We start from the raw sequence: 16,698 nt of genomic DNA, 5'->3' as shown, positions 1-16,698 counted from the left end.
GGCTTGAGCAGCCCCCATCCGGTCGAGTTGATCGCGATGTCGATGCCGCCCATCGCGGCCGCCGCCTGATCGGCCAGCGCGTCGACGCTCTTCGGATCGGTCAGATCGCACGCTGCCCAGCCACAGCCTGTCTCGGTCGCAAACGCCTCGAGCACGTCGGCCTTGCGACCGGCGACGAACACTGTCGCACCTTCGGCGATGAAGCGGCGGGCCATATGCTGGCCCATATTGTCGGGGCTGCTGGCCCCCAGGATCAGGGCGCGTTTACCCGCCAGTCGTCCCATGGCATCTCTCCTGTGTTCGGTTTCACGCGGGGGTATCATGCCGCTGCAGCGGTCCGGCCTGTTCAAAAAGGGAGTGGTCGCGCGCGCCATCGCCCCCGCATGGAAGACCATACACAGCCATAACGAAGGAGATTAGAGCCATGGATCTTGGGCTGAAGGGCAAGAAAGTCATTCTCACCGGCGGCAGCCGCGGCATCGGACGCGCCACTGTCGAACTGTTCGCAGCCGAGGGCGCTGACGTCGCCTTCTGCTCGCGCAACGCCGAGCAGGTCGCCGAGACCGTCGAATCGCTGTCGAAGCATGGCGGCAAGATCGTCGGCGAAGCGTTCGACATGGAATCCGGCCACGACGCCTATCGCGCCTGGCTGTCGTCTGCGGCCGAGAAGCTCGGCGGCTGCGACATCTTCGTGCCGATGATCTCGACCTCGGGCGCCGGCGCCACGGGCGATTGGGAAAAGTCGCTCAATTACGACATCATGGGTTCGGTGATCGGCGCCGAAGTGCTCGAAGCGCATCTCGCCAAGTCCGGCGAAGGTTCGATCGTGATCCTGGCCTCGACCGCCGGTCTCGAGACCTTCATCGTTCCGCAGGGCTATAACGCCATCAAGGGCGCGCTGATCGTCTATGCCGGCCAGCTGAGCCAGGCGCTGGGGCCCAAGGGCATCCGCGTCAACACGGTGTCGCCGGGCCCGATCAAGTTCAAGGGCGGCAATTGGGAATTCCTGCAGGGCGCAGCACCCGAACTGCACGACGCGACCGAGAAGCAGTTCGCGCTTGGCCGCTGGGGCGGTCCGGAGGAAGTCGCCAAGACGGTCGTCTTCCTCGCGAGCCCGGCCTCTTCCTACACCACCGGCACCAATGTCGTGGTCGACGGCGGCTTCACCAAGCGCGTCCAGTTCTGATCGCGTCCCGCTGAACCGGAAGGCGGCGCCGACGCGTCACATGCGCGTCATGGCGCCGCCATCCACCAATATCCCCTGCCCCGTCACGAAGCGTGCATCCTCACTGCAGAGGAAGGCGATGACGTCGGCAATATCCTCCGGCTGACCGAGCCGGCCGAGCGCAGCCTTCGCTTCCCAATGCGTCCGATATTCGGGCATGTCGGTAAAGGCCGGCGCGGTCATCGGGGTCTCGATCGCCCCCGGCATCACGCAGTTGACGGTGATGCCAGCTCCACCCAGTTCACCCGACATCGCGCGCGCCATGCCCAAGACGGCATGTTTGGAAGCGGCATAGGCCACCAATCCCGCATCGCCGAAGGCCGACGCCACCGAACCGATCATGACGATCCGCCCCCGCCCGCTCGCCTTCAACTGCGGCAGGGCATCGCGAACGAGGCGGAACACGGCGGTGACGTTCACAGCGATCGTCCGGTCGAACGCCGCGTCGTCATGGCCCTCGAGCGGCAGGAAGGCTGATACGCCCGCACAAGGCACCAGCGCATCGATCCCGCCGAGCGCGTCGGTTGCTGCCGCAATAATCGCCGCATTGGCCCCCTCGGCCGTCACATCGACAGTCATGTCGACGTCGCCGGCCAGATCGACGGTGAAGAGCTGTGCGCCATCGGCAGCCAGGCGGCGGGCTGTCGCCGCCCCGATCCCCGAGCCTGCGCCGGTAACGATCGCGCGAAACCCCGCGAGCCTGCCCGCACTCATGCGATCTTCAGCACGAGCTTGCCGGTGTTGGCGCCGGTGAACAGCCGCATGAAGGCCGGATAGGCGTTTTCCAACCCGTCCTGGACATCCTCGTCGATGCGCAGGCGCCCTTCGGCCATCCAGGTCGCCATCTGGGCACCGCCCTCGCCGAAGCGCGGCACATAATCGGCGATCAGGAAGCCCTTGATCACGGCGCGCTGAACCAGCACCTGCCACAGATTGCGGATGCCGATCTTCTGCTCGGCATTATACTCGCTGATAAGACCGCACAGCACGATCCGCGCGCCCATGGCGAGGTTCATCAGTTCGGCGTCCATCACGTCGCCACCGACATTCTCGAAGATCACGTCTGCGCCATTGGGCGCATGGCTGCGGATTTCTGCCGCGAGGGTCGCTACATCCTTGCCGCGATAGTCGATCGCGACGTCGAAACCATAGTCCTCCAGCAGGCGCCGGCACTTGTCAGGGCCCCCGGCGATGCCGATCACCCGGCAGCCGAGGATCTTGCCGATCTGCCCGACCGCGGAGCCGACAGCCCCCGCCGCGCCGGACACGAGCAACGTCTCGCCCGCCTTGGGCTGTCCAGCCTCGATCAGACCGAAATAGGCGGTCAGGCCGACCGCGCCCATCGCCGACAGATATTTGGACGGGCTGTCGACGATCGAAACATCGATCTTGCTGGTGAAGCCGCCCGGCTGGACGACGCTGTAATCCTCGAGAGCGTTGAGCCCCAGCACCCAGTCGCCGGGCTGGAAATCGGGATTGGCCGACGCGTGAACGACACCGACCGTCGAGGCACGAACCGGCGCGCCGAGCGGAATAGGCGGCATGTAGCTGGGGGCGTCGTCCATCCATCCGCGCTGCGCCGGATCGAGCGAAGCATAATGGTTGCGTACGATCAGGCCACCCTGCTCGGGCTCAGGGATGCTCTCTTCGACCAGCGAGAAGTCCTCGGGAACGGGGGTGCCCTGCGGACGACGGACCAAGAGAAAACGGCGGTTTCCTGTCATTCTTACCTCTCCATTGTTGCGCTCTTCGTCCCCCGCACCGCGGATTGACGCACCTGTGACATTTGGCAGTTAAGCGCTTCATGCCGTTCGGTGCATAGACGCCACAAGAACAAGATCAGTCAAACGGGCTGTTTTTACTGGGAGGAGATGCACCATGGGTGTTCCCATGAATCGTTATTTCACTATTGCGCTGCTGGCGACCACCGCCGCTGCGGGTTTCAACGCGCCTGCCTTTGCCGGTCAGGCTGCGCCTGCTGCCGAGAATGAGGTTGTCGGCGTCGAGGAAATCATCGTCGAAGCCCGCCGCCGTAATGAGTCCCTGCAGGAGACTCCGGTCGCGATCACGGCGGTCAATGCCGCAATGCTTGAGAGCAAGGCGTCGATGAACATCGGCGATCTTCAGGGCGCCGCACCGAACCTGCTGATCACCCAGCAGAACTCGGGCGCGCAGGCTGCCAACCTCTCGATCCGCGGTCTGACCTATGCCGACATCGAAAAGTCGCAGGAGCCGACCGTCGGCGTCGTGATCGACGGCGTGTTCGTCGGCACCAACACCGGTCAGCTGCTCGACACCTTCGACATCGGCCAGATCGAAGTGCTGCGTGGCCCGCAGGGCACGCTGTTCGGTCGCAACACGATCGGCGGCGTCATCAATATCCGCCGCACCCGTCCGACCATGGAGTTCGGCGGCAAGGCCGAAATCTCCTACTCCAAGTGGAACACCTGGCAGGCCCGCGGCGTGCTCAACGTCGGCAATGGCGAGAGCATCGGCCTGAAGACCTGGTATTTCCATAATGAGAGCGACGGTTATTATCGCAATGCCATTTCGGGCAAGCGCGCCGGCGGATCGAACAATGACAATTTCGGCGCGGCCCTGCTGCTCAAGCCGGTCGACAGCAACTTCGATGCGCTGCTGACCGTCGAGAAGCTCGACCAGCAGTTCCAGCCGGTCAACAGCAGCATCTCGAACAGCACCGACCTCATCTGCGCCTTCGCGCCGGCCAGCCAGTGCAACCGCAACACGACGAGCGACCTCTACACGGTCTTCGTAAGCCCTGCCACCAGCACCTACAAGGCGCCTGCCGCCACGCTCGAGATGAACTATGATGCTGGTGCGGTGAAGATCACCTCGATCACCGGCTGGCGCAAGGGCAAGGAATTCCAGACGCAGGACTTCGACGGCACCTCAGCCGATTTCTATTATGTCCTCCGTCGGCAGAATTACCGCCAGTGGAGCCAGGAGCTCCGCTTCGCAGGTGATCTCGGCGAGAATTTCGACTATGTCGTCGGCGGTTTCTATTTCAACTCGCGTTATAACCTGACGCAGTTCTCGCGCGTCGGAGCCTTCAACGACACGATCAGCCCGGACGTGTTCGACGCCAATCCGCAGAACGTGATAGGCAAGACCGAATCCTATGCGGCCTTCGGCGATTTCAACTGGGCTTTTGCGGATCAGTGGCGCCTGTCGTTCGGCGGTCGCTGGACCCGCGACCAGAAGGAACTGACCAATAGCTTTGCGCAGACCGGCGTAATCGGCACCGGCGACGGCACCTTCAAGAAGTTCACCCCGAAGGTCGGCGTCGACTTCCGTCCGAACCGCGACACGATGCTCTACGCCAGCTGGTCGCGTGGCTATCGCTCGGGCGGCTTCAGCCCGCGCGCTGCGACGGCTGCCACGGCCGGCACGCCCTATCAGCCCGAGACGGTCGACAGCTACGAGATCGGCGGCAAGTTCGACCTGTTCGATCGCAAGCTGACCTTCAACGCCGCCGGCTTCGTGTCGAAGTACAAGGACCTGCAGCAGAACACGACGATCCCCGGCGGTCCAACCGGCAACCAGACGATCACCTCGAACGTCGGCTCCGCGACGATCAAGGGTATCGAAGCCGACCTGACCGCGCGTCCGACCGATGGGCTGCGTCTGACGGCGACCGTCGGCATCCTCGACTCGAAGTTCAAGAACTTCGTCGTCGGCAATGTCTCGCCGGTCACCGGCCTGCCGATCCCGTTCGATTATTCGGGCAACAACCTGATCTACGCGCCGAAGTTCTCGGGATCGTTGGGCGCCGAATATACCGTGCCGACCAGCTTCGGTAAGGTCGTCGGCAATGTCGGCCTGCGCCACATCAGCCCTTATGATCAGCAGATCTCGTTGGGCGGCACCACGGGCAATCTGACCACGGGGCCGGTGATTGTGACCGGTAACGATCCGCGTGTCCGGGTGAAGACCCAGAACCTGCTCGACGCGGCGTTGACGGCAAACTTCTCGCTGGCTGGCAAGGACGCCTATCTGACGGTGTTTGGCCGCAACATCCTCGACCAGAAGCGGACCAACGCCGCGTTCACCGTCGCGGGCCTGTTCACCTTTGCTTCCGCCATCGAGCCCGCCAATTATGGCGCGACCCTCGGCGTGAAGTTCTGAGTTCTACTCTCCTTGGTAGAACACTGGGCGCGGTCAGAAATGGCCGCGCCCGATTTTTAGGAGGATCTCGTGGGAAGACTTGAAGGCAAGATCGCATTGGTCACCGGTGGCGCATCGGTTCCGGGTCTCGGCAGCGCGACCGCGCAGCGGTTCGCCGAAGAAGGCGCGTTCGTGTACGTCACAGACCGCGACGGCGCCGGCGCAGAGGCCGTGGCCGAATCGATCCGTCAGACGGGCGGACAGGCGGCCGCCATGGCGCAAGACGTCACCAGCGAAGAGGATTGGGACAAGGTCTTCGCCCGGATCGAAGCCGATCAGGGTCGCCTCAACATCCTGGTCAACAACGCAGGCATCGCCGTCCTCCGCATGATCAGCGACCTCAGCTTCGCCGACTGGAAGCTCCAGAACGCGGTCTGTCTCGACAGCGTCTATCACGGCACCCATCGCGCCGTCTCACTGATGCGCAAGTCGAAGTCGACCGGGTCGATCATCAACATCTCGTCGGTCGCAGGTCTCGTCGGCGTTCCCGCCTGCTCGGCCTATGCGGCAGCAAAGGGCGGCGTGCGCCTCTTCTCGAAGACGGTTGCCGTCGAATGCGCGCGCGAGAACATCCGCGTCAATTCGGTCCATCCGGGCATGATCGCGACCAACATGATGGGCGTGGCGCAGACCGATAACGCCGACAATTATGATGCGGTCGAGGGCGGCATCCCGATGGGCCGCCTCGGCGATCCGAGCGACATCGCCAATGTGAACCTGTTCCTGGCGTCCGACGAAGCCAAATATGTCACGGGCGCCGAGTTCGTCGTCGATGGCGGCATGACCGCGCTCTGAGACTATAGCGGGTTGTGCGGCGCGCTCAGTCCGGGCGCGCCGCCGTCCACCTTATCGCGTTGCCGACCAGCTGTCGGTAATGCGGATCGTCATAGACCGAGGGCCCGTCGCCCGGCTGCAGATAGACGAGCCGGCTTGCCAGCACCTCCCTGGCCCATCCGACGAGATTCGATCCCTGCGGATGCGACCAGCCGTCCGCGCTGTGCATATGGCCACGCACCGCAAGGTCGGCCGACCAGTAGGCCCCATCATCGAACCGCGCGTCGGAGCGCAGCAGAGGGGTCACGTCCTCCTCGAACACCGAAGCCAGATAGAGTTCGTCGGTGAAGGTGAAGCTGGCCGGCAGGCCCGCCGTCACCGGATGCACCGGATCTACGACGGACAGACTGTGGGTGACTTCGTGCCGATAGCCGCTGTCGGGCATCTCGCGCCCGCGCACTTTGCCCGGATGATAGAGGAACTGGCCGCCCAGCCAGTCATGATAGTCCGCCCAGAGCGGCCAGCCCGCCAGGGCGTGGTGCAACGCGACGACTCCCGTTCCTTGCTCGAGCAGTGCTCGGAAGCCCTCTTTCACCCCCGGTTCGGGGTCGAGATAGGCCGGAGCCCCCTCGCCTGCTTCGAAGTCGAGCCCCGGCATGTCGTACAGCACCAGCACGTCGAAACCGCGCATGCCATCCGGGCTCATCAGCCGCGCTGCAGCCGGCTGGTCGACCATCGTCGCCGATATGCCCTCGAGCGACTGGAAGATCGCGTCGAATGCCGTCCGGTCGAACGGATGGCCGCGTACCGCGACGAGGCAGTTGATCGGCTCATGATGGTGGATGATCGGCATCAGTCGTACAGCTTGACCAGAACCTTGCCGATATTGCCGCCGCTCAGCATATGAGCATAGGCGCTCAGGACATTATCCAGCCCCTGGCCTTCGTCGAAACGGACCGTGAGCTTGCCAGCATCGTGCCAGGCGCGCAGTTGCGGCAGGAACTCCGCGCCACGGTGCAGGAAGTCGGGGATGAAGAAGCCTTCGATCCGCAGCCGACGCATCAGCACCTGCTCGAACTGCGCCGGTCCGGGTGAAGCGCGGTCATTATCATAGGCGGAGACCAGCCCGCAGATCGCGACCCGTCCATAATGAGCCATGTTCGGCAGGACGGCATCGAGGATCGGACCGCCCACATTGTCGAAATAGGCGTTGATGCCGCCTTCGACCTCAGCCAGCGCCGCCGCGACATCCTCGGAGCGATAGTCGATCGCTCGCTCGACGCCGAGTTGCTCGGTCAGATAGCGGCACTTTTCCGCCCCCCCGACGATCCCGACCACGCGCGCGCCAAGGTTCCGGCCGACCTGGCAGGCCAGGCTACCGGTCGCGCCGGCCGCCGCCGAGACGACCAGAACCTCGCCCGGCTGCACCTTGGCGACTTCCTGTACACCGACCAGCGCAGTCCAGGCGTTCATCCCCAATGCGCCGAAATGCTCGCGGACGTCGGGAATGCTATCGTCGACAATCTCGAGACCCGACAGCGCAGGCGCCATGTCGGAATAGTCCGCCCAGGTACCGAAGCCGCGCACCAGCGCGCCGACCGGAAAGGCGGGGTCCCGGCTCTCCGCGACGCGGCCCAGTACGAGCCCGACCATGCGTGCGCCGAGCGGCAGCGGAGGCTGATAGCCGTCGGTGCGGCCGTTCATCCACATGCGCGTGCCGGCGTCGAGCGACAGCCACTGCGCCCGGACGCGTACCTGCCCTTCGCCAAGCGGCGCCATCTCCTCCTGCTGGAGGCTCAGCGCCGAGGCGAAGTCGGTGCCGACCGGATGCGCGTCGAGCCGCCAGAAGCGATTGGAAGTCCCCATGCCGCCTCAGACGCCCTTGGGGCCGTGCTGGCGGTGGATGTTGCGGAAGGACCGGCTCTTGAACAGCCAGCGCCCATCGACCTTGACGCAGACATCCTCATAGACGCCACGATCGCGCAGGGTGACTTCACCCTGGTCATAGACCTCTGCCGTGTAGCTGCGGACGACGGCGCGATCGCCATCGACTTCGATCGAGCCCGGCCAGGCCTCGAACATGATGCCCGGGTAGGATTTCATCGCCTCGGTCCACATCGCGACGATCGCCTGGCGCCCCTTGGTGGTGCCGAGTTCGGGATAGTCCGGCAGCGACCATTCGCCATCCTCGGCCCAGGTCGAGCCCCAGGCGACGGCATCAAGGCGGGTCACCGCGTCGGCATAGGTTTCAAGCAGTTCGCGAATGGCCAGACGGTCTTCGGCAGGGCCTGTAAAGGGCATCGATCTTCTCCCAGCATGTCGTTGCCGGAGACCCTAAGGCGCATTGCCCTGCCGAAAACCTGTCGCTTGTGCGAGGGCCCCAGTCAAACGGCGATCGGGCGCTCTTCCATCGACGGTTCCTCGTCGGGAACCAGGACCTCGATCCGGCCGCCTTCGACCCGAACGTCGAAGGTGCGCAAATCCTTGTATGCGCCGCCCATGCACCGGCCCGTCGCCAGCTCGAAGCGGGCGCCGTGGAGCGGACACATCACTGCGCCCCGCCGAATCTTGCCACCGGACAGCAGCGCCGCCTGGTGCGTGCAGCGGTCGTTGACCGCGCGAAACCCGTCGTCGGTTTTCGCCACCAGGACATGCCACCCGGCCAGCTTGGCCGCCAGCTTGCCCTCATCGGGGAAAGACGCTTCTTCAGTCAGGAAATGCCAGCTGTCGCTCATTCTCGGTCCCGTTCAGATCGTGCTGCCGCCGTCGATACGGAACTCCGCACCGGTGGCAAAGGCAGATTCGTCACTGCCCAGATAGACGCAGATTGCCGCAATCTCCTCGGGCTTGCCGAGACGTCCGATCGGGTGAGACTTCACAAACGACCTATACAGGGCATCGGGGTCGTCCGACTGTGCCAGAACCTTGTCGATGATCGGCGTGTGGATCGCGCCCGGATGGACCGAGTTGCAGCGAATGCCATAGCCCTTCTCGCAGAACAGCGCGGCGCAGGACTTGGTCAGGTGCGTCACCGCCGCCTTGGCCGCATTATAGGCCGCCAGATTGGCCTGCGCGCGAACGCCGGCCATCGAGCTCATATTGATGATCGATCCGCCGCCGGGAAGCATCTTCGGAATCACCAGCTTGGTACCCAGGAAGACGCCGACCACGTCGATGTTGAACTCGTGGACGAACTGCTCGAGCGTCACCTCCTCGATGCTGCCGAGCGTCGTGATGCCGGCATTGTTGACGAGGATGTCGACCCTATCGATGCCCGCCAGCATCGCCTCCCAGCTCGCCTGGGACGACACGTCCAGCGATGTGAAGCGATTGCCGCCACCGAGTTCGTTCGCCAGCGCAGTGCCCGCCGCCGCGTCGATATCGGCGATAATGACGTCGGCCCCCTCACGGACATAGCTGCGGACGATCGCCTCGCCGAGCCCGGAGGCACCGCCGGTCACGAGCGCACGCTTTCCCTGAAGCCGTCCTGCCATGGATGATCCTCCCCCCGTCAGATCCGGACGATCGTCTTGCCGACCGTCCGCCCTTCCATCAGATCGATGAAGGCCTCGGGCAGCTTTTCGAAACCGTCGCGGACATTGGCGAGCGGCTTGAGCTTACCCTCCAGCACCCACTGATCGAGTTCGCTCTGCGCCTGATCCAGCCGATCGGCATAGTCATAGGTGATGAAGCCCTGCATCTTCAGCCGGTTGACGACCAGCTGCCACAGAGTTTTCACGCCCGGCGGATTGTCGGCGTCATTATATTGCGAGATCATTCCGCATACCGCGATGCGGCCATGGAGGCGCATCAGCGGCAGGATCGCTTCCAGCGTCTCTCCGCCCACATTATCGAAATAGACGTCGACGCCTTCGGGGGCCGCCTTGGCGATCTCGGCCGCGATATCGGGGGTGGCGCGATAGTCGATCGCGGCATCGGCACCCAGGTCGCGCACGACCTGTGCCTTGTCCGGGCTGCCGACCAGCGCCACGACCTTGCAGCCGCGCGCCTTGGCGATCTGGACGACGGTCGAACCGGTCGCGCCGGCCGCCGCGCTGACGACGACGGTCTCGCCGGGCTTTGCTTCGCCGACCGCGAACAGGCCGACCCAGGCGGTCAGCCCGACCGGCCCCAGCGCGCCCATATAATGGTGGAGGTCCACGCCCTCGGCCGGGCGGACGATTTCAAGCCCCAGCGCATCTGCGCCGATCACATAATGATCGCACCAGGTCGCGAAGGCGCGCACGATCGAGCCGACCGGATAATCGGGGTTGTTGGACTGGACGACCTCGCCCAGCGACATGCCGTTGATAGGGGCACCGATCGCGACCGGCGGCATGTAGCTCTTCCGGTCGTCGAGGAAGCCGCGGATCGCCGGGTCGACAGAGCCGACGCGCATCCTGACAAGGATTTCGCCGGGGCCCGGCGTGGGCATGGGCGCTTCCTTGAGCTGGAAGTCTGCCGGAACGGGTGCGCCCACGGGACGGCGGGCGAGCGTGATTTGCCTGATCTTCTCCATGACATCGCTTTAGCGCCCGCTGCGGCGACTTCTGGCTAGCCATTACGCTAGGTTCCGTCACCGCGCCGCTGCGGGACAATGTCCCGAAATAATCGTCAGGAGGATGACCGTGAGCATGACCCCGCAAGAAATCGAAGCCTATGTCGACGACCTTTACGCCGCCTGCGGCGAAGGCGACTGGGACCGCGTCGCCGACATGGTGACCGACGACTTCGTCGTGACCGAAGCCGACACGCTGCCCATGGCGGGCACCTATCGCGGCAAGAACGGGCTGAAGGAACTGTTCACGAGGGTTTTCGGGCTGGTCGACGCGGGCGGCCTCGATCGCGTCCAGACCACGGTCGGCGGCGACTATGCCGTCACGATCCTGTCGATCCGCTTCGCTGACCCGTCGATCCCGCCCGCCGAAATCTGCGAGCTGTTCCGCTTCCGCGACGGCAAGTGCTGCGAGATCAAGCCTTATTACTTCGATCCGGCCAGCTTCAACGCGGCGGCCGCAGCCAAGAAAAAGGCGGCCGCAGCCGCCTGATTCCGCCCGCTAGGAGAGGTCGGCCCGTACCACGAGCCGACCTCTTTTCCTTACCCCAGCTTGCGGAGGGGCTCGCTGCCGTCCCAGTCACGCGCGGCGTCGCGCATCATGTCGAACAGCCCTTCGGACCCGCCCATCGGCTGCAGCAGTTCGATGACCGTGCCGGGGCCACCGCCCGCATCGACATAGATCACTGCGCCATCTTCGCCGACCTTGCCCTCGACCAGGATTTCGGCCCCGACCTCGGCACAGGCGGCGCGCGCCTCCTCGATCGATTTCACGAAGATGCAGATGTGGTGCATCCGGTCGGTCACGCCATAGTCGCCATTGTAGATCGACGGCGCGTCATTTTCCGGGCGGATCAGCTCGATCTGGATGTCGCCCCAATAACCGATGGCGATCGAGAAGACAGAGTCGGTCGGCTGCCCGCGATACTTCATCTCGCCGAGGCGAACATTCTCCATCAGGAAGAAGGGCCCCACCCCGACCGTCTCCGTCCAATATTTCAGGGCGGCGTCGAAGTCCTCGGGAAGATAGGCCATCTGAACGACGTCGCCCAGCGCCTTGATCTTGGAAATCTTGGTCATGGCTCGTTTCTCCGGATCAGGCGAACAGCGTCTCGGGATCCTCGATCAGCCCCTTGAGCGTCGCGAGGAAGGAGGCACCGGCGGCACCATCGATCGCCCGATGGTCGACCGACAACGTCAGCGCAATGCGGCTGGCGAAGGAAATCGAACCATCCTCTTCCTCCTGCGCCTGACGGGTCACCCCACCGACCGCGAGGATCGCCGCCTGCGGCGGATTGATGATCGCGGAGAATTCCTCGATCCCCATCATGCCGAGATTGGAGACCGAGAAGGTCCCGCCGTCCATATCCTCGAAACCGAGCCGCCCGGCCTGCGCCTTGTCGATCAGGCGCCGCGTCTCCGCCGCGATCTGGTCGATCCGCATCCGGTCGGCCTGGCGCACGATCGGCGTGACCAAGCCCTTGGGGCTCGCCACCGCGATCGCGACGTCGGCATGGGCGAAGCGATGCACGCTCTCCCCATGGACCTGCACATTGACGTCGGGATGCCGCGCCAGCGCCTTGGCGCTCGCCCACACGATGTAATCGTTGACCGAAGCCTTGACGCCCAGCACCAGATTGGCCGTCTTCCGCAGCGCCAGCAGCGCATCGGCGGCCGCACTGACCTTCAGGTAGAAGTGCGGAATCTCGCGCTTCGCCTCGCCCAGGCGCTGGGCGACGATCCGGCGGACCTTGTCGAACGGCACAACCTGCGGCGTATTGGCGACCGGCACGAACGGCGAGCCGAGAGGCGCGGGCCCCGCCGAAGCAACCGGTGCCGGAACCTTCGCGAGCACGTCCGCCTTGGAAATGCGACCGCGAGCACCTGTCCCCGTCAGCCCCGCCAGATCGATGCCGTGCAACGCGGCGAGACGACGCGCGAGCGGCGATGCGAAGATCTTGTCGCTCTCGTCATAGACCGTCGCCGGCCCCTTCAACGCCGGACGCGCGTAGGGCTGGATGGCTTGATAGACGTCCTGGAAGGTGATCCGGCCATTGCGGCCCGAACCCTCGATCGGCGCCAGATCGACACCATGCTGCTCGGCCAGCTTCAGCGCTTCCGGGCTGATCGGCCGATTGGTTTCGATCTTCTTCGGTGCCGCCGCCGGTGCGGCCGACGCCGGAGCCGGCTCGGGCGCAGCCGCCGGAGCAGCATCGCCGCGCTTGGCGGCAACCTGCGTGTCTGCCGGCTTGAACGACGCGATGAAAGCGTCGATCTCGGCGTCGGTCGCAGCCGCATCGGCGAACACCGCGAGCAGTGCGCCCACCGGATGCGGCTCGTCGCCCGCGCCGATCAGGATGCGGCGGGCGACCGCATCATATTCGGCCTCGACCTCGTTGGTGATCTTGTCGGTTTCGATCAGGCAGATGGTCTGGCCCTTGGTGAAGGCCTCGCCCTCCTTGACCATCCACTCGGCGATGTTGCCCTCGGTCATCTCGATGCCCCATTTGGGCATGCAGAAGGGACGGATGTCAGCCATGTCGTCCCCTCTCAGCGCCAGGACAGCGTCTTGCGCACCGCGGCTTCGATCTTGTCGGCCGAGGGCAGATAGGCGCTCTCCAGTTCGCGGGCGAACGGGATGGGCGTGTGCGGCGGGGTGACCGCCTCGGGCGGCGCCTTGAGGCTGGCAAAGGCCTTGTTGGCGACCAGTGCACAGATGTCGCCGGCCAGACCGCAGCGCGGCGGTGCCTCGTCGACGACCACCAGGCGCCCGGTCACCTCGACCGAGTCGAGGATGCTTTCCTCATCGAGCGGGCTCGTGCAGCGCAGATCGATCACGTCGCAGCCGATACCCTCGGCAGCGAGCTTGTCCGCCACCGCCTCGCAGAAGCCGAGCAACAGGCCAGAGGACACGATCGTCACGTCCTGACCGGCACGCGACAGACGCGCATGACCATAAGGGATTGTGAAGTCGGGATCGTCGGGCACCTCGCCCTTCATCCCGTAGAGCGCCTTGTGCTCCAGAAAGATGACGGGATCATCGTCGCGGATCGCGGTGCGCAGCAGGCCCTTCACATCGGCCGGGGTCGACGGCATCACGACCTTCAGGCCGGGCATGCCGGTCAGGATCTGGTGGACCGACTGGCTGTGCTGGGCCGCGGCATTGTAGCCCGCGCCATAGGCCATGCGGATCACCGCCGGACAGCGGCTCTTGCCGCCGAACATGTAGCGGAACTTCGCCAGCTGGTTCCAGATCTGGTCGAGGCTGACGCCGATGAAGTCGGCGAACATCAGCTCGGCGATCGGACGCTTGCCCGACAAAGCGAGGCCGGCAGCCGCACCGATGATCGCGCTTTCGGAGATCGGCGTGTCGATCACGCGGTCGGCGCCGAATTTTCCGAACAGACCGGTCGAGGTCGACCAGATGCCGCCGATCGCCTCGGGGCCGCCCGGCGTGCCCATGCCGCCGACAATATCCTCGCCCAGCATCACGACGCTGGGATCACGTTCCATTTCCTCGGCGATGGTCGAGACGACGGCATCGCGGTACATCATTCTTGCCATTGTTCGCGCTCCCGCCTCAGTAGGAAATATAGACGTCGGTGAGGACGTCCTGCGGCGTGGGCCGATCGGCAGCACGAGCGGCCTCGACGGCCGCTTCGATCGTGTCCATCACCTCGGCATCGATCGCGTCGAGATCGGCATCGGTGAGGAGCTTCGCACCGGTGACGCTTTGGCGGAAGCGCTTCAGGCAGTCGCGCGTCTCACGTATGCGCTCCAGTTCTCCCTTGCCGCGATAGCGCTGCGGATCGCCCTCGAAATGGCCGAAGAAGCGCTCGGTATCGAACTCGACCGCCGCCGGGCCATTGCCGGCGCGGACATAGTCGAGCACGTCGCGCATCGTCTCATAGACCGAGAAGAAGTCGGTGCCGTCGCCGCGCCACACCTTCATGCCGAACGCCTCGGCGCGGCTGGCGATATCCTTCGACGTCCCGACCGAATATTCGAAGCCGGTATGTTCGGAATAATGGTTATTCTCGAACACGAAGATGCACGGCGCCTTGGTGACGACCGCCATGTTCATCGCCTCGAAGGTCGTGCCCTGGTTGCAGGCGCCGTCACCCGAGAAGGTGATCGCCACCTTGCCCTGGCCGTCGATCTTCAGGCTGATTGCCGCGCCGACCGCGATCGGCGCACCGGCGCCGACGATGCCGTTCGCGCCGAGCATGCCCTGGTCGAGGTCGGCGATGTGCATCGACCCGCCCTTGCCCTTGCAGAGCCCGTCGCGGCTGCCCCAGATTTCCTTCATCATCCCGTTCACGTCACAGCCCTTGGCAAGGCAATGACCGTGGCCGCGATGAGTCGAGACGATCTTGTCCTCGACCGAGAGATGGTCGCAAACCCCGACCGCGACCGCTTCCTGGCCGCAGTAGAGGTGGGTGAAGCCGGCAATCTCGCCGGTCTGAATCTCGACGTGAAGGCGCTCCTCGAACTCGCGGATCACCTTCATTCTGCGATAGGCGCCCAATAGGGCTTCCCTGCTCAGCTGCATTCCCGCTCCTCGCTCTCTTATTCCGGTTTCCGCATCAAAGCCCGAGCACCGACCGGGCGATGATGTTGGCCTGCACCTCGTTGGTGCCGCCGAAGATAGTCCATGCGCGACTGTTCAGGTAGCGCGGCGATGCCAGCTGCGCCGCGCGCGACAGCAGCGGATCGGGCGCATTGTCGCCGTAGAGCGGCCGCGCCAGTTCGAGCTGCAGACCAGCGGGACCGAACAGGTCTACCGCCAGCAGGTCGATGTCCTGCCGCAGGTTCGATGCCAGCAATTTGGTCAACGAGGTCTGCGGGCCCGGCGCGCGGCCCTTGGCGATTTCCGAGATGATCTTGAGCTCGATCATCTCCAGCGACTGCACGCCCAGGCGGAGCTTCGCCAGCTTGCGCCGCCAGTCGCGATCCTCGCTCAGCGCTCCGCCACGGCCGTCCGGCTGATCCTTGGCAAGCGTCTCGATCTGGTCGAGGTCGTAGGAAAGCTTGGGCGCGTGGCACGAACCGCCGCGCTCGTTCTCCAACAGGAATTTGGCGATCGCCCAGCCCTGCCCTTCCTCACCGACACGATCCGAAACCGGAACCGAAACATCTTCGAGGAAAACCTGGTTGACCTCATGGTCGCCGCCCAGTGTCAGGATCGGACGGACCGAAATGCCCGGCTGGTTCATGTCGATCAGCAGGAAGCTGATGCCGGCCTGCTTGCGACCGGTGGCATCGGTGCGGACCAGACAGAACATCTTGTTCGCATGGTGCGCGTGGGTCGTCCAGATCTTCGATCCGTTGACGATGTAACGGTCGCCGTCGAGCACCGCCCGGCACTGGAGCGACGCGAGGTCGGAGCCGCTGCCCGGCTCGGAGAAGCCCTGGCACCAGTAATCCTCGCCCGACAGGATTCGGGGCAGATAATAATGCTTCTGGTCTTCGCGGCCGAAGGTCCAGATCACCGGTGCGACGAGCTTCAGGCCGAGGACGGTAAGGTTCGGCGCACCTGCAAGCGCGCATTCCTTTTCGAACAGATAGCGCTGCAGCGGCGTCCAGCCGGTACCGCCATATTCCTTCGGCCATTGATAGCCGAGCCAGCCCTTTTCATGCAGGACTGCGTTCCACGCCTGGCCGATTTCCGGCTCGACGAAGACCGACGGCGTCGCGGCACTGCCTTCATGCACTGCCTTCGGGAGTTTCTCGGCCAGGAAGGCCCGAACCTCGTCACGAAAGGCCGCATCGGCGGGGGACAGTTCGATATCCATCAACGCTCCAATATCGTTACGGCGGAAACGCCAGGCGCCCCATAGACATGGCTATAGGCCGTCTTCGGATCGTTCGGCACCTGCCGCCCGCCCCCGTCGCCGCGCAACTGCACAACATTCTCGTAAACCTGCCGAAGGCCCGACGCACCGATCGGCTCGCCACA

The 16,698-nt window shown here is 64.6% G+C and carries 18 protein-coding genes and 1 pseudogene; 4 read left to right on the top strand and 15 right to left on the bottom strand.

The genetic code is table 11. The annotated features are described in order from the left end of the window. Positions 1 to 284 (bottom strand): SDR family oxidoreductase (locus tag KAY22_RS14705; protein ID WP_296624170.1); only part of this gene is annotated, 284 nt, incomplete at its 3' end. A gap of 140 nt (positions 285 to 424) precedes the next feature. Here KAY22_RS14705 and KAY22_RS14700 point away from each other — a divergent pair. After that, a complete protein-coding gene (locus KAY22_RS14700) occupies positions 425 to 1,186 on the top strand; it encodes an SDR family oxidoreductase (RefSeq protein ID WP_296624169.1) in 762 nt (253 codons plus the stop codon). A gap of 36 nt (positions 1,187 to 1,222) precedes the next feature. Here KAY22_RS14700 and KAY22_RS14695 read toward each other — a convergent pair whose 3' ends face one another. Both KAY22_RS14695 and KAY22_RS14690 read right to left on the bottom strand, forming a co-directional pair. Continuing rightward, complete coding sequence (locus KAY22_RS14695) at positions 1,223 to 1,939, bottom strand: SDR family NAD(P)-dependent oxidoreductase (protein WP_296624168.1); 717 nt, start codon at positions 1,937 to 1,939, stop codon at positions 1,223 to 1,225. Beyond that, positions 1,936 to 2,949 (bottom strand): NADP-dependent oxidoreductase, encoded by a 1,014-nt coding sequence (locus tag KAY22_RS14690; RefSeq protein ID WP_296624167.1) that lies wholly within the window; start codon positions 2,947 to 2,949, stop codon positions 1,936 to 1,938. Before KAY22_RS14690 ends, KAY22_RS14695 begins: the two co-directional genes overlap by 4 nt. A 166-nt stretch (positions 2,950 to 3,115) precedes the next feature. Between KAY22_RS14690 and KAY22_RS14685 the strand changes: the two genes are divergently transcribed. Then, a complete protein-coding gene (locus tag KAY22_RS14685) occupies positions 3,116 to 5,371 on the top strand; it encodes a TonB-dependent receptor (protein ID WP_296624166.1) in 2,256 nt (751 codons plus the stop codon). Between the two features lie 69 nt (positions 5,372 to 5,440). Next, positions 5,441 to 6,205, top strand: a complete 765-nt coding sequence (locus KAY22_RS14680) for a glucose 1-dehydrogenase (RefSeq protein ID WP_296624165.1) — start codon at positions 5,441 to 5,443, stop codon at positions 6,203 to 6,205. 25 nt (positions 6,206 to 6,230) lie between these two features. Here KAY22_RS14680 and KAY22_RS14675 read toward each other — a convergent pair whose 3' ends face one another. From KAY22_RS14675 to KAY22_RS14650, 6 genes are all read right to left on the bottom strand, one after another. After that, positions 6,231 to 7,037 (bottom strand): ThuA domain-containing protein, encoded by an 807-nt coding sequence (locus KAY22_RS14675; protein WP_296624164.1) that lies wholly within the window; start codon positions 7,035 to 7,037, stop codon positions 6,231 to 6,233. Further along, positions 7,037 to 8,050, bottom strand: a complete 1,014-nt coding sequence (locus tag KAY22_RS14670) for an NADP-dependent oxidoreductase (RefSeq protein WP_296624163.1) — start codon at positions 8,048 to 8,050, stop codon at positions 7,037 to 7,039. The genes KAY22_RS14675 and KAY22_RS14670 overlap by 1 nt, the downstream gene beginning before the upstream one ends. A 6-nt stretch (positions 8,051 to 8,056) precedes the next feature. Beyond that, positions 8,057 to 8,485, bottom strand: coding sequence for a nuclear transport factor 2 family protein (locus KAY22_RS14665; RefSeq protein WP_296624162.1), 429 nt, complete (start codon positions 8,483 to 8,485; stop codon positions 8,057 to 8,059). Positions 8,486 to 8,568: 83 nt separating this feature from the next. Next, complete coding sequence (locus KAY22_RS14660) at positions 8,569 to 8,919, bottom strand: Rieske 2Fe-2S domain-containing protein (protein ID WP_296624161.1); 351 nt, start codon at positions 8,917 to 8,919, stop codon at positions 8,569 to 8,571. Between the two features lie 12 nt (positions 8,920 to 8,931). Next, positions 8,932 to 9,678 (bottom strand): glucose 1-dehydrogenase, encoded by a 747-nt coding sequence (locus tag KAY22_RS14655; protein ID WP_296624160.1) that lies wholly within the window; start codon positions 9,676 to 9,678, stop codon positions 8,932 to 8,934. Positions 9,679 to 9,695: 17 nt separating this feature from the next. Beyond that, positions 9,696 to 10,703, bottom strand: a complete 1,008-nt coding sequence (locus KAY22_RS14650; protein WP_296624159.1) for an NADP-dependent oxidoreductase — start codon at positions 10,701 to 10,703, stop codon at positions 9,696 to 9,698. 115 nt (positions 10,704 to 10,818) lie between these two features. On the opposite strand from KAY22_RS14650, the gene KAY22_RS14645 reads away from it, so the two are divergent. Then, the gene (locus tag KAY22_RS14645; RefSeq protein WP_296624158.1) at positions 10,819 to 11,232 is read left to right on the top strand and encodes a nuclear transport factor 2 family protein; all 414 of its coding nucleotides are present in this window, start codon (positions 10,819 to 10,821) and stop codon (positions 11,230 to 11,232) included. A 50-nt stretch (positions 11,233 to 11,282) separates the two neighbouring features. On the opposite strand, the gene KAY22_RS14640 is transcribed toward KAY22_RS14645, so the two are convergent. The 6 genes and pseudogenes from KAY22_RS14640 to KAY22_RS14615 form a co-directional block, all read right to left on the bottom strand. Continuing rightward, a complete protein-coding gene (locus tag KAY22_RS14640) occupies positions 11,283 to 11,819 on the bottom strand; it encodes a VOC family protein (RefSeq protein ID WP_296624157.1) in 537 nt (178 codons plus the stop codon). A gap of 16 nt (positions 11,820 to 11,835) precedes the next feature. Next, a complete protein-coding gene (locus tag KAY22_RS14635) occupies positions 11,836 to 13,278 on the bottom strand; it encodes a 2-oxo acid dehydrogenase subunit E2 (protein ID WP_296624156.1) in 1,443 nt (480 codons plus the stop codon). 11 nt (positions 13,279 to 13,289) lie between these two features. Continuing rightward, positions 13,290 to 14,303: a transketolase C-terminal domain-containing protein gene (locus tag KAY22_RS14630; protein ID WP_296624155.1), complete on the bottom strand. Its 1,014-nt coding sequence runs from the start codon at positions 14,301 to 14,303 to the stop codon at positions 13,290 to 13,292. A 16-nt stretch (positions 14,304 to 14,319) separates the two neighbouring features. Next, positions 14,320 to 15,291: a thiamine pyrophosphate-dependent dehydrogenase E1 component subunit alpha gene (locus KAY22_RS14625; RefSeq protein ID WP_296624154.1), complete on the bottom strand. Its 972-nt coding sequence runs from the start codon at positions 15,289 to 15,291 to the stop codon at positions 14,320 to 14,322. 34 nt (positions 15,292 to 15,325) lie between these two features. Then, the gene (locus KAY22_RS14620; protein WP_296624153.1) at positions 15,326 to 16,534 is read right to left on the bottom strand and encodes an acyl-CoA dehydrogenase family protein; all 1,209 of its coding nucleotides are present in this window, start codon (positions 16,532 to 16,534) and stop codon (positions 15,326 to 15,328) included. Continuing rightward, positions 16,534 to 16,698: pseudogene (locus KAY22_RS14615) on the bottom strand (thiolase family protein); the annotation flags it as partial. The pseudogene KAY22_RS14615 and the gene KAY22_RS14620, both read right to left, overlap by 1 nt.

Source organism: Rhizorhabdus sp. (assembly GCF_018006725.1).
Classification (GTDB): domain Bacteria; phylum Pseudomonadota; class Alphaproteobacteria; order Sphingomonadales; family Sphingomonadaceae; genus Rhizorhabdus.
The sequence above is the reverse complement of the archived record's forward strand: the minus strand, read 5'-3'. Positions and strand labels throughout refer to the sequence as shown.

What these genes read in the sequence shown, in the direction of transcription:
- KAY22_RS14670 (WP_296624163.1), bottom strand. Translation starts at nt 8,050, where the DNA reads ATGGGGACTTCCAATCGCTTCTGGCGGCTCGACGCGCATCCGGTCGGC.
- KAY22_RS14640 (WP_296624157.1), bottom strand. Translation starts at nt 11,819, where the DNA reads ATGACCAAGATTTCCAAGATCAAGGCGCTGGGCGACGTCGTTCAGATG.
- KAY22_RS14635 (WP_296624156.1), bottom strand. Translation starts at nt 13,278, where the DNA reads ATGGCTGACATCCGTCCCTTCTGCATGCCCAAATGGGGCATCGAGATG.
- KAY22_RS14655 (WP_296624160.1), bottom strand. Translation starts at nt 9,678, where the DNA reads ATGGCAGGACGGCTTCAGGGAAAGCGTGCGCTCGTGACCGGCGGTGCC.
- KAY22_RS14675 (WP_296624164.1), bottom strand. Translation starts at nt 7,037, where the DNA reads ATGCCGATCATCCACCATCATGAGCCGATCAACTGCCTCGTCGCGGTA.
- KAY22_RS14685 (WP_296624166.1), top strand. Translation starts at nt 3,116, where the DNA reads ATGAATCGTTATTTCACTATTGCGCTGCTGGCGACCACCGCCGCTGCG.
- KAY22_RS14645 (WP_296624158.1), top strand. Translation starts at nt 10,819, where the DNA reads ATGACCCCGCAAGAAATCGAAGCCTATGTCGACGACCTTTACGCCGCC.
- KAY22_RS14650 (WP_296624159.1), bottom strand. Translation starts at nt 10,703, where the DNA reads ATGGAGAAGATCAGGCAAATCACGCTCGCCCGCCGTCCCGTGGGCGCA.
- KAY22_RS14695 (WP_296624168.1), bottom strand. Translation starts at nt 1,939, where the DNA reads ATGAGTGCGGGCAGGCTCGCGGGGTTTCGCGCGATCGTTACCGGCGCA.
- KAY22_RS14660 (WP_296624161.1), bottom strand. Translation starts at nt 8,919, where the DNA reads ATGAGCGACAGCTGGCATTTCCTGACTGAAGAAGCGTCTTTCCCCGAT.
- KAY22_RS14630 (WP_296624155.1), bottom strand. Translation starts at nt 14,303, where the DNA reads ATGGCAAGAATGATGTACCGCGATGCCGTCGTCTCGACCATCGCCGAG.
- KAY22_RS14665 (WP_296624162.1), bottom strand. Translation starts at nt 8,485, where the DNA reads ATGCCCTTTACAGGCCCTGCCGAAGACCGTCTGGCCATTCGCGAACTG.
- KAY22_RS14700 (WP_296624169.1), top strand. Translation starts at nt 425, where the DNA reads ATGGATCTTGGGCTGAAGGGCAAGAAAGTCATTCTCACCGGCGGCAGC.
- KAY22_RS14625 (WP_296624154.1), bottom strand. Translation starts at nt 15,291, where the DNA reads ATGCAGCTGAGCAGGGAAGCCCTATTGGGCGCCTATCGCAGAATGAAG.
- KAY22_RS14690 (WP_296624167.1), bottom strand. Translation starts at nt 2,949, where the DNA reads ATGACAGGAAACCGCCGTTTTCTCTTGGTCCGTCGTCCGCAGGGCACC.
- KAY22_RS14620 (WP_296624153.1), bottom strand. Translation starts at nt 16,534, where the DNA reads ATGGATATCGAACTGTCCCCCGCCGATGCGGCCTTTCGTGACGAGGTT.